Origin of the sequence: Streptomyces sp. NPDC002790 (assembly GCF_040295505.1) — a bacterium.
Lineage (GTDB): Bacteria > Actinomycetota > Actinomycetes > Streptomycetales > Streptomycetaceae > Streptomyces.
The window spans coordinates 29,232-43,379 of record NZ_JBEOVM010000055.1 but is presented as its reverse complement, the minus strand read 5'-3'; the positions used below and the strand labels follow the sequence as shown (position 1 = coordinate 43,379).

General features: G+C 67.5%; 15 protein-coding genes and 1 tRNA gene. 8 read left to right on the top strand and 8 right to left on the bottom strand.

The annotated features are described in order from the left end of the window. Nucleotides 1-63: 63 nt before the first annotated feature. Nucleotides 64-1,314: a PTS transporter subunit EIIC gene (locus ABT004_RS22960; RefSeq protein WP_351339914.1), complete on the bottom strand. Its 1,251-nt coding sequence runs from the start codon at nucleotides 1,312-1,314 to the stop codon at nucleotides 64-66. Between the two features lie 167 nt (nucleotides 1,315-1,481). Beyond that, nucleotides 1,482-2,765: a PTS transporter subunit EIIC gene (locus ABT004_RS22955; protein ID WP_351339912.1), complete on the bottom strand. Its 1,284-nt coding sequence runs from the start codon at nucleotides 2,763-2,765 to the stop codon at nucleotides 1,482-1,484. A gap of 190 nt (nucleotides 2,766-2,955) precedes the next feature. Between ABT004_RS22955 and ABT004_RS22950 the strand changes: the two genes are divergently transcribed. The 4 genes from ABT004_RS22950 (at nucleotide 2,956) to rdgB (ending at nucleotide 5,177) form a co-directional block, all read left to right on the top strand. Continuing rightward, a complete protein-coding gene (locus ABT004_RS22950; protein WP_100593980.1) occupies nucleotides 2,956-3,189 on the top strand; it encodes a PTS sugar transporter subunit IIB in 234 nt (77 codons plus the stop codon). Between the two features lie 88 nt (nucleotides 3,190-3,277). Beyond that, a complete protein-coding gene (gene rph / locus ABT004_RS22945; protein WP_351339908.1) occupies nucleotides 3,278-4,012 on the top strand; it encodes a ribonuclease PH in 735 nt (244 codons plus the stop codon). A 144-nt stretch (nucleotides 4,013-4,156) separates the two neighbouring features. Next, a complete protein-coding gene (locus ABT004_RS22940) occupies nucleotides 4,157-4,549 on the top strand; it encodes a hypothetical protein (protein ID WP_351339905.1) in 393 nt (130 codons plus the stop codon). Nucleotides 4,550-4,571: 22 nt separating this feature from the next. Continuing rightward, complete coding sequence (gene rdgB, locus ABT004_RS22935) at nucleotides 4,572-5,177, top strand: RdgB/HAM1 family non-canonical purine NTP pyrophosphatase (protein WP_351339903.1); 606 nt, start codon at nucleotides 4,572-4,574, stop codon at nucleotides 5,175-5,177. A 44-nt stretch (nucleotides 5,178-5,221) separates the two neighbouring features. Here rdgB and ABT004_RS22930 read toward each other — a convergent pair. The 5 genes from ABT004_RS22930 to bcp all read right to left on the bottom strand — a co-directional run bounded on the left by ABT004_RS22930 (nucleotide 5,222) and on the right by bcp (nucleotide 9,102). Next, nucleotides 5,222-5,304: transfer RNA gene (locus tag ABT004_RS22930), tRNA-Leu, on the bottom strand. A 41-nt stretch (nucleotides 5,305-5,345) separates the two neighbouring features. Then, the gene (locus ABT004_RS22925; RefSeq protein WP_351339900.1) at nucleotides 5,346-5,960 is read right to left on the bottom strand and encodes an HNH endonuclease signature motif containing protein; all 615 of its coding nucleotides are present in this window, start codon (nucleotides 5,958-5,960) and stop codon (nucleotides 5,346-5,348) included. Between the two features lie 243 nt (nucleotides 5,961-6,203). After that, nucleotides 6,204-6,824: an HNH endonuclease gene (locus tag ABT004_RS22920; protein ID WP_351339897.1), complete on the bottom strand. Its 621-nt coding sequence runs from the start codon at nucleotides 6,822-6,824 to the stop codon at nucleotides 6,204-6,206. A gap of 133 nt (nucleotides 6,825-6,957) precedes the next feature. Next, nucleotides 6,958-8,460 (bottom strand): glycine betaine/L-proline transporter ProP, encoded by a 1,503-nt coding sequence (gene proP / locus ABT004_RS22915; protein ID WP_351339896.1) that lies wholly within the window; start codon nucleotides 8,458-8,460, stop codon nucleotides 6,958-6,960. A 174-nt stretch (nucleotides 8,461-8,634) separates the two neighbouring features. Further along, nucleotides 8,635-9,102: a thioredoxin-dependent thiol peroxidase gene (gene bcp / locus ABT004_RS22910; protein WP_351339893.1), complete on the bottom strand. Its 468-nt coding sequence runs from the start codon at nucleotides 9,100-9,102 to the stop codon at nucleotides 8,635-8,637. Nucleotides 9,103-9,245: 143 nt separating this feature from the next. Between bcp and ABT004_RS22905 the strand changes: the two genes are divergently transcribed. Both ABT004_RS22905 and ABT004_RS22900 read left to right on the top strand, forming a co-directional pair. After that, on the top strand, nucleotides 9,246-9,584 hold the full coding sequence (locus ABT004_RS22905) for a DUF3618 domain-containing protein (protein WP_351339890.1): 339 nt from the start codon (nucleotides 9,246-9,248) through the stop codon (nucleotides 9,582-9,584). A gap of 125 nt (nucleotides 9,585-9,709) precedes the next feature. After that, complete coding sequence (locus tag ABT004_RS22900; protein ID WP_266718636.1) at nucleotides 9,710-10,012, top strand: GroES family chaperonin; 303 nt, start codon at nucleotides 9,710-9,712, stop codon at nucleotides 10,010-10,012. Between the two features lie 78 nt (nucleotides 10,013-10,090). On the opposite strand, the gene ABT004_RS22895 is transcribed toward ABT004_RS22900, so the two are convergent. Further along, nucleotides 10,091-12,367 (bottom strand): transglycosylase domain-containing protein, encoded by a 2,277-nt coding sequence (locus ABT004_RS22895; RefSeq protein ID WP_351339887.1) that lies wholly within the window; start codon nucleotides 12,365-12,367, stop codon nucleotides 10,091-10,093. A 168-nt stretch (nucleotides 12,368-12,535) separates the two neighbouring features. Between ABT004_RS22895 and ABT004_RS22890 the strand changes: the two genes are divergently transcribed. Together ABT004_RS22890 and ABT004_RS22885 are read left to right on the top strand one after the other, a co-directional pair. Further along, a complete protein-coding gene (locus ABT004_RS22890) occupies nucleotides 12,536-13,330 on the top strand; it encodes an ABC transporter permease (RefSeq protein WP_351339925.1) in 795 nt (264 codons plus the stop codon). 52 nt (nucleotides 13,331-13,382) lie between these two features. Further along, a complete protein-coding gene (locus ABT004_RS22885) occupies nucleotides 13,383-14,147 on the top strand; it encodes an ABC transporter permease (RefSeq protein WP_351339923.1) in 765 nt (254 codons plus the stop codon). Nucleotide 14,148 lies beyond the last annotated feature (1 nt).

Here is a 14,148-nt window from a genome sequence, read left to right as displayed (position 1 = left end):
ATGCGCGAAGGCCCCGGAACCCATCGGGTTCCGGGGCCTTCGCGCATGCCCTGCCGGTGAGGCTCACGCCTTGGTGAGGTCCTCGACCTCCTCCTCGGGCTCGCGGCCCGGGGTCTTGAGGTCGAACTTCACGATGGCGAAGCGGAAGACCACGTAGTAGAGGACGGCGAAGACCAGGCCGATCGGAATGATCATCCATGGCTTGCTCGCCAGGTTCCAGTTCAGCGCGTAGTCGATGAAGCCGGCCGAGAAGTTGAAGCCGTCGTGTACGCCCAGGCCCCACGTGATCGCCATGGACGCCGCCGTGAGCACCGCGTGGAGCACGTACAGGACCGGCGCGATGAACATGAACGAGAACTCGATCGGCTCGGTCACACCGGTGACGAACGAGGTCAGCGCGAGCGAGACCATCATGCCCATCACGGCCTTGCGGCGCTCGGGCCGCGCGCAGTGCGCGATGGCGATCGCGGCGGCCGGCAGGCCGAACATCATGATGGGGAAGAAGCCGGACTGGTACATGCCGGCGCTCGGGTCGCCGTGCAGGAAGCGCGGGATGTCGCCGTGCCAGACCTGGCCGGCCGAGTCGGTGAAGTCACCGAGCTGGAACCAGGAGACGGTGTTCACGAACTGGTGCATGCCCACGGGGATGAGCGCGCGGTTCACTCCGCCGAAGAGCGCCGCACCACCGGCGCCGAGGCTGGTCATCCAGTCGGCGAAGCTGGAGATGCCGTTGCCGATGGGCTCCCAGACCAGTCCGAAGAAGACGCCGATGACGATGCCGACGAAGGCCATGATGATCGGGACGAGCCGGCGGCCGTTGAAGAAGCCGAGCCAGTCGACCAGCTTGGTGCGGTGGAAGCGCTGCCACAGGATCGCGGCGAGCAGACCCATGATGATGCCGCCGAGGACACCCGGATCGTTGTACGTCGCGGCGACGTCCTCGCCCTTCTTGACCACCGCTTCGGTGACCGGGAAGGCTTCAAGGACCTTGCTGTAGACGAGGAATCCGACGACGGCGGCGAGCGCCGTCGAGCCATCGGACTTCTTGGCGAAGCCGATGGCCACACCTATGCAGAACAGGATCGGCAGGGCGCCGGTCAGGGCACTGCCCGCGTTGTTGAAGACCGCGGCGACCTTGTCCCAGCCGAGGCCGTCCTTGCCGAAGATGTCGTCCTGGCCGAGCCGCACCATGATGCCCGCGGCAGGAAGCACCGCGATCGGCAACTGCAGGCTGCGGCCCACCTTTTGGAGGCCCTGGAACAGGCCGGAACCCCGCTTCTTCGCGGGGGCCGCCGTAGCGCTGGCGGTGCTCATCAACTTCCTCCATGAAAAGCAGATGGTCTACACCACTCAGTGGTGTAGACCATGTTGTAGCACGATGAAGGCGGGATAAGGAACCCTCGAATCCCGCACCCGAAGGGCCCCCTGACCGAGTGGTCAGGGGGCCCTTCGCGGAGAAGCCCGTGGACGAGCCGAAAGCGTTATGCCTTGGTGATGTCCTCGACTTCTTCCTCGGGCTCGCGGCCCGGTGTCTTGATGTCCCACTTCGTGATCGCGAACCGGAAGATCACGTAGTAGAGGACGGCGAAGACCAGGCCGATCGGAATGATCATCCATGGCTTGGTGGCCAGATTCCAGTTGATCAAGTAGTCGATCAGACCCGCGGAGAAGCTGAACCCGTCGTGCACCCCGAGCGCCCAGGTCACCGCCATCGACACACCCGTCAGGACCGCGTGCACCGCGTACAACGCCGGCGCGATGAAGACGAAGGAGTACTCGATCGGCTCGGTGATACCCGTGACGAACGACGTCAGCGCGAGCGACAGCATCATGCCCGCCACCACCTTGCGCCGCTCGGGCCGCGCACAGTGGACGATCGCCAGACACGCCGCAGGCAGGGCGAACATCATGATCGGGAAGAAGCCCGACTGATAGATGCCCGCGCTCGGATCCCCGCTCAGGAACATGTTGATGTCGCCGTGCACGGTCGTCCCGTCGGGCTTCGTGTACGAGCCGAACTGGAACCACAGCGGAACGTTGAGGAACTGGTGCAACCCGATCACCAGCAGCGCCCGGTTCGCGACACCGAAGATGCCCGAACCGATCGCGCCCAGACTCTCCAGCCAGTTCGAGAAGCTCTCCAGGCCGTCACCGATCGGAGGCCAGATCCACAGACACAGCGCCGCGAAGAGAATGCCGACGAAGGCCATGATGATCGGGACGAGCCGGCGGCCGTTGAAGAAGCCGAGCCAGGACACCAACTTGGTGCGGTGGTACCTGACCCAGAAGAACGAGGCCAGGAACCCCATGATGATGCCGCCGAACACCCCGGGATTCTGGAACGTCGAAGCGGTCACGGCCCCGTCCGCCAGGCAACCCGTCGCCACCGTCTTCGTCCCGCCCGGACAGTCGATCGGGAACTGGTGCAGCACGCCCCGGTAGACGAGGAAACCCGCCACCGCCGCGAGAGCCGTCGAACCGTCCGCCTTCTTGGCCATGCCGATCGCGACACCGATGCAGAAGAGCAGCGGCAGACCGAGGTCGGCGTCGAGCAGCGCACCACCCGCGCCCGAGAAGACCTTGGCGACATTGGTCCAGCCGAGACCGTCATCGCCGAAGACATCCGGCTGGCCGAGACGGTTGACGATGCCCGCCGCCGGGAGGACGGCGATGGGCAGTTGAAGGCTGCGCCCCATCTTCTGGAGCCCCTGGAAGAAGTTGCTCCAGGGGCTCGGTCGTGGTGCGGCGGCAGCGTTCGCGCTCATGGGCGTCCTCCCGGAACAAGCCACGTTTGGCAGTAGTTGGATACTGGTGTAGACCAGTCGCGGGGACGGGTCGGTCCGTGCTCGTCATCTTTCGTCACGGGTGGGTTCACCGCCCGCGAAGATGGGCCAACCGTGGGTTACCGTGACAAAGCGGCCCAGAGGCGGGCCCGGAGAACACAGGGAGAACGAAATGGCCACGAAGGCAGAGAAGATCGTCGCCGGCCTCGGCGGACTCGACAACATCGAAGAAGTCGAGGGCTGCATCACCCGCCTGCGCACCGAGGTCATCGACCCGTCCAAGGTCGACGAGGCCGCACTCAAGGCCGCCGGCGCCCACGGCGTCGTCAAGATGGGCACCGCGATCCAGGTCGTCATCGGCACCGACGCCGACCCCATCGCCGCCGACATCGAAGACATGATGTGACCCGCCACTGACCGGCACGGTCCACCACCGAAGGCCCCGCCCCACACACCCGGGCGGGGCCTTCGGCACACCCGATACGCTCCTCCCTATGTCTCGCATCGACGGCCGCACCCCCGAACAGCTCCGCCCGATCACCATCGAACGCGGCTGGAGCAAGCACGCCGAAGGCTCCGTCCTCGTCTCCTTCGGAGACACCAAGGTCTTCTGCACCGCCTCCTTCACCGAAGGCGTCCCGCGCTGGCGCAAGGGCAGCGGAGAGGGCTGGGTCACCGCCGAGTACTCGATGCTCCCGCGCTCCACGAACACCCGCGGCGACCGCGAAGCCGTCCGCGGCAAGATCGGCGGCCGCACGCACGAGATCAGCCGCCTCATCGGCCGCTCCCTGCGCGCCGTCATCGACTACAAAGCCCTCGGCGAGAACACCATCGTCCTCGACTGCGACGTCCTCCAGGCCGACGGCGGCACCCGCACCGCCGCCATCACCGGCGCCTACGTCGCCCTCGCCGACGCCATCACCTGGGCCCAGGGCAAGAAGCTCATCAAGGCCGGACGCAAGCCGCTCACCGGCACCGTCTCCGCCGTCTCCGTCGGCATCATCGGCGGCGTCCCCATGCTCGACCTCCCCTACGAGGAGGACGTGCGCGCCGACACCGACATGAACGTCGTCTGCACCGGCGACGGCCGCTTCGTCGAGATCCAGGGCACCGCCGAGGCCGAGCCCTTCGCCCGCGACGAGCTCAACTCCCTTCTGGACCTCGCCGTTTCAGGCTGCGACGAGCTCGCCGCCATCCAGCGCAAGGCCCTGGAAGAGACCCTCTCCTAGGCCCCCACCTGGGTAAAGAACTCCCCAAGTAGGGTGGTGTGGCACAGCAACCGCACAGCCGCGGACTGCGTCACTACGGGTGGACGGACGGCGTACGACACCAACTGCCGTCCGCCCGTCCGTACTTCAGGGGAGGACCCTTCCATGCCCGCGCGCCCCCACCGTCTCGCCATACTGGCCGCCACCGCCGCACTCGTCGCGATCCCGGCCACCGTCGGCTGCTCGGCCGTCGACAAGGCGCTCGACTGCGCCCGCACCGCGGACTCCATCGCCGACAGCGTGGCCGACCTCCAGCAGGCCGTGGAGAACGCGTCCGACGACCCGACGCAGGCTGACAAGTCCCTCGACAAGATCGACAAGAACCTCGACGACATCGGCGACAAGACCGACAACGCCGACGTCTCGAAGGCCGTCGACGACCTCAACAAGGCAGTGGACAACGTCCGTACGTCGATCAAGAACGGCGACGCGACCCCGGACGTCAACCCCGTGACGGACTCCGCGGGCGAACTGACCAAGGTCTGCACCTCGTCGTAGCGGCCCCTGGGACACTGGAGACATGACCCGCCTCATCCTCGCCACCCGCAACAACGGCAAGATCGTCGAACTCCGCTCCATCCTCGCCGACGCCGGCCTGCCCCACGAGCTGGTCGGCGCCGACGCCTACCCGGAGATCCCCGACGTCCGCGAAACCGGCGTCACCTTCGCCGAGAACGCCCTCCTCAAGGCCCACGCCCTCGCCCAGGCCACCGGCCTCCCCGCCGTCGCCGACGACTCCGGCCTCTGCGTCGACGTACTCGGCGGCGCCCCCGGCATCTTCTCCGCCCGCTGGGCGGGCCGCCACGGCGACGACAAGGCCAACCTGGACCTCCTCCTCGCCCAACTCGGCGACATCGACGACGACATCCACCGCGGCGCCCACTTCGCCTGCGCGGCCGCCCTCGCCCTCCCGGACGGCACGGAACGCGTCGTCGAGGGCCGGATGCGGGGCGTCCTGCGACACACCCCGTCCGGCACGAACGGCTTCGGCTACGACCCGATCCTCCAGGTCGACGGGGACACCCGCACGGCAGCGGAGCTCTCCCCGCCCGAAAAGAACGCGATCTCCCACCGGGGGAAGGCGTTCCGGGCGCTGGTGCCGGTGGTGAGGGAGTTGCTGGGCTGAGGCGACACGCCAAGGGGCCGTCCATTCGGACGGCCCCTTTCGCGTGCGGTCGGAGGGATTCGAACCCTCACGGGATTTCTCCCATCAGGACCTAAACCTGACATGTCTACCATTCCATCACGACCGCGACAAAACGGACATTGCGCCTTTCCGGCACGCTCCGCCTCGTCAGTGTACGGCGGTGTCGCCCACGACGGGAGTTCGCCTTTTCCGACGACTCCAAGTCTTGGTCAGCGCATGGCAGTTCGGGCACAGGCGCCGCAGGTTGTCGCGGCGATTGTCGATGCGATCGCCGTTGACGTGGTCGATCTCCAGGACCAGGCGTTTACCGTGCCAAGCCTCGCCGACCCCGCAAGCCATGCAGGTCCGAGGGATGCCGATCTCGTCGAGTGCCCGGTGCAGTAGTGCCGTACGCGTGCGTGAGGACCCTGTTGGCAGACGTACCAGGATCTGCTCGGCAGACTTGCGGGTCGGTGACGGGACCCCGGCGCAGTGCCCCTGCCCGGTGAAGTGCTCGGTCGACAAGCCGTACTCGTCGATGCTGCGCCGAGCTTTCGCGCGTGCGGCCCCATTGAACTCGGGCAGGCCCAAGCGGCGCATCAGGTCCGCCAGGCCAATGGACGCGGCGACAGCCCGCGTGAACTCCTCCTCGGGGAAGAGGCCGGTGTGGTGCGTGCTCCGTGGCGGCTTGAAATGGCGCGTGTCGATGCCGAACCTCCTCATCCGCCGCTTCACGTGCTCGTACGGGCCGTCCTCCGGCGGAATGCCCATGTGCAGGAACATCTCGCGGATGCTGGTGGAGCAGGCCGCCCCCTCGCTCAGGATTTCCTTGGAGTACGACCGCTTCGGACGTTCAGGCAGCGGCTCGTCCCGGAAGTGCGAGGTGTCGATGCCGTAGTGGGTGAGTCGATTGCGTAGGTAGCGCAGCGGTTTGCTGCCCCATGGGCGCTCCGACCCGGCGCATGAGGTCGACCAGGCTGGAAGAGGCGGCGGCGGTCTCCTCCAGGACACTGCGCGGATACTTGTTCACGACGACCGCCGCCTTCGGCCCCGGTAAGTGTCCGTTGCCGAATGGTAGTTGGGGCACAGGAGGCGCAGGTTCTCCGCGCGGTTGTCCCACCAGTCGCCATTGATGTGGTCGACCTCCAGCGGGATGGGCTCTCCTTGCCACTCCGTGCGGCGGCACACGGCGCACTGCTCCGGGATTCCGAGCCGTAGCAGTTCCCGTCGGAGTCGTACTCCTGGCACCCGCCCGTCGTCCGGGGACCGCAGGGTCAGCAGGCCTCCGAGTGACTTCTTGGGTCGTCGTTCGGCCTGGGTGAAGTGCGAGGTGTCGATGCCGAGCACCGAGATCCGGTGGCTGATGTGAGCCTGGTTGCCTCCCACGTTGCGGATGCCCAGGTGGCGGACCACGTCGTTGATGCTGTGCGAATCGGCGACAGCCGCGCGCAGCGCCTCCTCGGTGTGCCGCACCCATTGTGTGGGGAAGTGCGAAACGTCGATCCCGTCCGCCGCCATCTTCTGGCGCAGGTATCGCCTGCTGTACCGCGTCACCTCACCCCCACAGAACCGCACCGCCTCATCCCAACTCCGCGCGTTGCGAGCCGCTTCCTCCAGCAGCTCTCGCGTGTACCGCTGCCCCGCCATGGGAACCCTCCCTCGGTTCTCGGCCACCAGTTCGCGGCCTCGTACGGAGCAACGAAACGAAAATCGGACCGTCACGCGTGAACTGCGTGACGGTCCGATTTGTGTGGGCGGACCACATGGAACAGGCGTGCGGTCAGAACCTCGGCGTAGGGGCCTGGGATTCGACCATCTCCGCGGCCTCCTCGTCCGTCTCCACCGAGGGTGGGGAGCCGGCCAGGGGCTTTTGGGCGGTTTCCTTCATGCAGGCCACCGCGATGACGCCGATGAGGGCCGCGGCCATCGAGTAGTACGCGGGCATCATGTCGGAGCCGGTCAGGCCGATCAGGGCGGTGATGACCAGGGGGGTCGTGCCGCCGAAGATCGAGGCCGAGAGGTTGTAGCCGACGGAGAGGGAGCCGTAGCGGACCTGCGTCGGGAAGAGCGCCGGGAGCGCCGCCGACATGGTGCCGAGGAGGCAGACCAGGGAGAGGCCCAGGAGCAGCATGCCGAGGGAGACGGCCCAGAGTGCGCCGTTCTTCACGAGGAGGAAGGACGGGATCGACGTGACGAAGAAGCCGATCATGCCGGCCATGAGGAGCGGCTTGCGGCCGAAGTGGTCGGAGAGCTTGCCGACCTGGCTGATGATGCACATCAGCACGATCATCGTGGCGATCAGGATCAGCAGGCCGTGCGCCTCCGAGTAGCCCATCTCGTCCGACAGGTACGTCGGCATGTACGAGAGGAGCATGTAGTCGGTGATGTTGTAGGCGCCGACGAGGCAGATGCAGAGGATCAGCGTCGGCCAGTAGTTGCGGAAGATCTTAGCGAGGTCGCCCTTGGCGGTCGTCTCGACGGAGGAGGCGGCGTCGGTCGCGCGGTGCGAGGACTCGTCCTCCAGTTTCTGGAAGGCGGGGGTCTCGTCGAGGCGGAGCCGGAGGTAGAGGCCGACCAGGCCGATGGGCCCGGCCACCAGGAACGGGACGCGCCAGCCCCAGGAATCCATGCCGTCGCTGCCGAGCAGCGTCGTGAGGATGGTGACGAGGCCGGCCGCGCCGACGTAGCCGGCGAGCGTGCCGAATTCGAGGAAGCTGCCGAAGTAGCCGCGGCGCTTGTCGGGTGCGTACTCGGCGATGAAGGTGGAGGCGCCGCCGTACTCACCGCCGGTGGAGAAGCCCTGGATGAGGCGGAAGAGGATCAGCAGGACGGGTGACCAGAAGCCGATCGTCGCGTACGACGGGATCAGGCCGATCGCGAAGGTGCCGATGGCCATGAGGATCATGGTCATCGCGAGGACCTTCTTGCGGCCGATCTTGTCACCCATGGGGCCGAAGACCATGCCGCCGATCGGGCGCACGAGAAACGAGACCGCGAAGGTCGCGAACGACGAGATCAGCTGGACCGTGTCGTTCCCGGAGGGGAAGAAGACGTGGCCGATGGTGACGGCCAGGTAGGAGTAGATCCCGAAGTCGAACCACTCCATGGCGTTACCGAGTGATGCCGCCTTTACCGCGCGCTTCACCGCGGTGTCGTCGGTGACGGTGATGTCGGTGCGGCGCAGCGGCGGGTTCTTGCGCCGCTTCACGGCGCGGAACAAGGCGCGGTGACGCTTGACCGCCTCCGGGTCGGGCACCAGCCCTTCCTCGGTGTCGGTGGTCATGGAGTGGATCCCTTCTCTGACTGCAAAGCGCTTCCAGGTTCCACCTGCTCACGGGCGTTGGTCGCAAACGAAAGTCCCAAGCATTCGGGACTTTCATCACAACCTTTCGTCCCTAACTTCCGTCAATGCCCGAACTTTCGCACGTGGAGTCGGTCCAGGGAGCGCCGGGAATTCTCAGATTCCGAGATCCTTGATGATCTTTGCTACGTGGCCGGTGGCCTTCACGTTGTAGAGGGCGCGCTCGACTTTTCCCTCCTCGTCGACGACGACCGTGGAGCGGATGACTCCGGTGACGACCTTCCCGTACAGCTTCTTCTCGCCGAAGGCGCCGTAGGCCTCAAGGACCTTCTTCTCGGGGTCGCCCACCAGGGTGACCTTGAGGTTTTCCTTCTCCCGGAACTTGGCGAGCTTCTCCGGCTTGTCGGGGGAGACGCCGATGACGTCGTAGCCGGCCTCGGCGAGCACGTCGAGGTTGTCGGTGAAGTCGCAGGCCTGCTTGGTGCAGCCGGGGGTAAGAGCTGCCGGGTAGAAGTAGACGATCGTCTTGCGGCCCTTGTGGTCGGCGAGGGAGACCTCGTTGCCGTCGGCGTCGGGCAGGGTGAAGGCGGGTGCGGTGTCGCCGGTCTGCAGTCGCTCGCTCATGGTGGCCTCCTGGGGTGTCGTGACAAGTGGACTCGTTGAGCGTAATGGGGGTGCCGGGGGGTGGCGGAGGCGGTGAGCTGACAGACTGTCCATTACTCATACGCAGTGAGAGCAGCGACCTTGGAGGCAGCGCGGTGTCGCACATGTCCAGCACGCCGGATATCCCGGATACGCGAACCCCGGCTCAGATCGAGGCGGACATCAAGCGCCGTCGCGTCACCCTGGCCGAGACGCTCGACGAGATCGGTGTCCGGGTGCACCCGAAGACGATCGTCGGTGACGCGAAGGCCAAGGTCGCCTCGCAGGTCGACCACACGCTCGGCCGGGCGTACGTCGGGGCGAACCGGCTGGTCTCCGAGGTGCGGGGGCAGTTTGTGTCGGAGGAGGGTGCGCCGCGTCTGGAGCGGATCGTGCCGGTCGCGCTCGTCGTGGTCGGTGTCGCCGGGCTCTTCGTGGTGGGTTCGCGGCGGCGTAAGCGCTGACCCGGGGGGCGTATCAAGGGGCGACCCGGGGGCGTACAAGTGCGTGTGGTGCAGGTAGGTTCGTCGGCGTGAGCGCCAATCCCGATAAGCACAGCACCCGCCCCGACGACAAGCTGCCCATCCGGATGTTGCACGACCGTGTGCTCGTGCGGCAGGACTCCTCGGAGGGGGAGCGGCGCAGCGGTGGCGGCATTCTGATTCCCGCGACGGCCGCCGTCGGCAAGCGACTTGCCTGGGCCGAGGTTGTCGCGGTCGGCCAGAATGTGCGGGCCGTGGAGCCGGGTGACCGGGTGCTGTTCGATCCGGAGGACCGGGCGGAGGTCGAGGTGCGGGGTGTCGCGTACGTGCTGATGCGAGAGCGGGATCTGCATGCGGTGGCGGCCGACCGGTTCGAGGGCTCCGAGGATTCGACGGGGCTGTATCTGTAGCCGCACCTGTGGCCGTACTTGTAGTCGTACTCCCGTGTGAGCAAGGGCTGGTGACCGTTGGTCACCAGCCCTTTTCGGCTATCTGAGGGTGGCCCCGAGCGGGTTCAGCTCCGTGCCGCCGTCCTGGCCGCCGGTGTCCGGGGGCTGGGGCGTCTCTTCGTCGCCGGTCGGTTCCTCGGTCGGGGGTGTCTCGCTCGACGGTTCGTCGGACGGGGTCTCCTCGTCCGAGGGGGTCGCGGAGGTGGTGTCCGAGGGGGATTCGGTCGACGATTCCGTTTCCGACGCGGATGCGGTGTCCGAGGGCAGCGGTTCCTGTTCGGCCCCGCTCTGGAGGTCGAGGTCGAAGTCGTTCGCCGGGGTGCCGGACAGGGCCGCCTGTGTGAACTGGGCCCAGATCTGCGCCGGATATCCGCCGCCGTTGATCCGGTCGAGGCCCGTCGCCCCGTACAGCGGTACCTGTGCGCCGGAGGTCGGGTTCTGGCCCATCACCGAGACGACGGTCGCGAGGTCCGGGGTGTAGCCGGCGAACCAGGCCGCCTTGTCCTCCTCCGCGGTGCCGGTCTTGCCGGCGGCGGGGCGGCCCGCGGCCTTGGCGGCGGTGCCGGTGCCGCCGTCGACGACGGACTTGAGGATCGACGTGGTGGTGTCGGCGGCCGCGCGGGGGACGGCCTGCCGGGTCTTCTTCTTGGGGAGGGTGACGGCCTCGCCGTTCTTGGTGACCGAGTCGACCAGCGTGTACGTGCCGTGTTCGCCGTGGTTGGCGAGCGTCGCGTAGGCCTCGGTCATGTCGAGGACGGAGGCGGTGGACGGGCCGAGCGCGATCGAGGGGGAGGCCGTCAGGTCCGGGGTGTCGGAGGGGATGCCGAGGTCGAGGGCGGTCCGCTTGACCTTGTCGGAGCCGACGTCGACGGCCATCTGCGCGTACACCGCGTTGACGGACTTGTCGGTGGCGGTGGAGACGGTGATGTTGCCGTACGAGCGGTCGTCCTCGTTGGCGGGGGCGTACCGGCCGCCGTCCCAGCCCTGTACGGGGCGCTTGTTGGTGCCGTCGTAGATGGTGCTGGGGGTGATCCTGCGGCCGTCCTGGGTGGTCGAGGCGTTCTCGACGGCGGACGTGAACACGAACGGCTTGAACGTGGAGCCGACCTGGTAGTCGCGGCGCGTGGCGTTGTTGACGTACTGCTTCGTGTAGTCGACGCCGCCGTACATGGCGCGCACCTTGCCGTTCGACGGGTCGATGGCGGCGCCGCCCGCGCGGACGTTCTTGTCGATGTCCCGGGCTTTCTTGTCGAGCTTCGACATCAGCTGGTCGTCGACCGCCTTCTGGAAGGCGTTCTGCTTCTTCTTCTGGAGCGTGGTGGTGATCCGGTAGCCGCCGCCCGCGAGGGTGTCCTCGTCGAGGATCTTGTTGTCGGTGATGTAGTCCTTCGCGGCCTGTACGAGGTAGCCGCGCTGTCCGGAGAGACCTGAGGGCGCCTTTGCCCGGTCGGGTGTCGGGAACGTCATGTTCTTGCGGTCGGAGGCGTCGAGCCAGCCCTCCTTGACCATGCCGTCGAGCACGTAGTTCCAGCGGGCGGTGGCGGCGTCCTTGTTCTCGGGGTGCGCGGCCACGTCGTACGCGCTGGGGGCGTTCACCAGGGCCGCGAGGTAGGCGCCCTGGGCGGCCGACAGGTCCTGGACGTCCTTGCCGTAGTACGCCTGGGCGGCGGCCTGGATGCCGTACGCGTTGCGCCCGAAGTAGCTGGTGTTGAGGTAGCCCTCGAGGATGTCGTCCTTGGACTTCTCGCGGTCCAGCTTGATGGAGATGAAGAACTCCTTGGCCTTCCGGGAGACGGTCTGCTCCTGGCCCAGGTAGTAGTTCTTCACGTACTGCTGGGTGATCGTCGAGCCGCCCTGCGTGCCCTTGCCGGTGAGCGTGGACCAGGCGGCGCGCAGCATGGCCTGCGGGTCGACGGCGGACTCGGAGTAGAAGTCGCGGTCCTCGGCGGCGAGCACGGCGTGCTGCACCGATTTGGGGATCTGGGTGAGGCTGACGTTCTCCCGGTCGACCTCGCCGTCGCGGGCGATCTGGTCGCCGTTCGCGTACAGGTACACGTTGCTCTGTGCGGTCGCCGCCGAGTTGGCGGCCGGGATGTCGACGAGGAAGTAGCCGAGTGCGAAGAGGCCGACGCACAGCAGGATGAAGCCGATGAGGCCGCCGAGCACCATCCGCCATGTGGGGATCAGGCGCCGCCAGCCGGTGCGCTTGGGGCGCTTGGCCTTGCCTGCGGCGGCGGGCGTGGCGCCTGCGTCGGGCCTGCCCGGATCCTGGGGCTCCGTCGGCTGCTCGGGCTGCTCCGGCTCGTCGCTGCTCATGTCCTGTGGAACTCCTGATCCGCGTCGTACGTCACGTACGCCTCTTATGGCACATAAGACCTCTAAGACTGCTACATCGCGCGGAAAATCCGTGGCAGGCGACGCGCCCTCTGACTAGGCTCCTGCGCTTCGGCCTAATTCGCGAGGGGGACTGGACTGGTGGGAGCAGTGCGGCTGTACGCGACCGTCGCCGCAGGGGGCTTCCGCAGATACGCCACCTATCGCGGCGCGACCCTCGCCGGGGTCTTCACGAACACCGTGTTCGGCCTGATCATCGCCTGTACGTATATGGCGCTGTGGGACGAGCGGCCGCACCTCGGCGGGTACGACCAGGCGCAGGCGCTGACGTTCGTGTGGGTCGGGCAGGCGATGTTCGCGGTGATGGTGCTGCAGATCGGTGGCGGTTTCGAGGCCGATCTGATGGAGCGGATCCGCAGCGGGGACATCGCCGTCGACCTGTACCGGCCGGTGGATCTGCAGTGCTGGTGGCTGGCGCAGGATCTGGGCCGGGCCGCCTTCCAGTTCCTGGGGCGCGGGGTCGTGCCGATGGCGGTGGGGGCGACGATCTTCCAACTCGCGCTGCCCGCCGATCCGTTGAGGTGGGTGGCGTTCCTGCTGACGCTGCTCGCCGGGGCGTCCGTGAGTTTCGCGATCCGGTATCTGGTGGCGCTGTCCGCGTTCTGGCTGATGGACGGCAGCGGGATCGTGCAGATGTCGGGGCTCGTGTCGACGTTCCTGTCCGGGATGCTGCTGCCGCTGAACGTGTTCCCGGGCGCCTTCGGCGAGTTCGCCCGCGCACTGCCCTGGTCGGCGCTCCTCCAGGTGCCGGCGGATGTGCTGCTCGGCGAGCGGGGCCTGGCCGGGGCGCTGCTGTTCCAGGGGGCGTGGGCGGTGGTGCTGCTCGGCGCCGGGCGGCTGTTGCAGTCCGCCGCGACACGGAGAGTGGTGGTGCAGGGTGGCTGAGCGGGGCACGGCGCTGGGCGAGGCGGCGCGGACGTACCGGCTCGTCGGCGGGATGTGGATCCGGTCCACGATGACGTACCGGGCGTCGTTCCTGATGACGGTCTTCGGGAACTTCGCGGTGACAGGCCTTGAGTTCGTCGGGATCCTGCTGATGTTCTCGCAGGTCGACCGGCTCGGCGGGTACGGGCTCGCGGAGATCGCCTTCCTGTACGGGGCGGCGGGCACGTCCTTCGGTCTCGCGGATCTGGCGTTCGGGTCGGTGGGGCGGCTCGGGCAGCGGGTGCGGGACGGCACGCTCGACACGTTCCTGGTGCGGCCGGCGCCGGTGCTCGCGCAGGTCGCGGCGGACCGGTTCGCGCTGCGCAGGCTGGGGCGGGTGACCCAGGGCGTGGTGGTGCTGGGGTGGGCTCTCACGGCGATCGACGTGACGTGGACGCCGCTGAAGGTGCTGCTCGTGCCGGTCCTGGTGGTCAGCGGCGGCGCCATCTTCGTGGCCGTGTTCATCGCGGGCGCGGCCTTCCAGATCGTCGCGCAGGACGCGTCCGAGGTGCAGAACGCGGCGACGTTCGGCGGCAACGCCATGCTCAGCTACCCGCCCACCGTCTTCGGCGACTCGCTGCTGCGCGGTGTCACGTTCGTGCTGCCGCTGGCCTTCGTGAACTGGCTGCCCGGCCTCTACATCCTGGGCCGCCCCTACCCGCTCGACCTGCCGCGCTGGGTGGCGTTCGCGCCGCCCTTGGTCGCGGCCGCGTGTCTGGCCCTCGCGCTGTTCGCCTGGCGGGCGGCGCTTCGTACGTATCGCAGCACGGGGAGTTGAA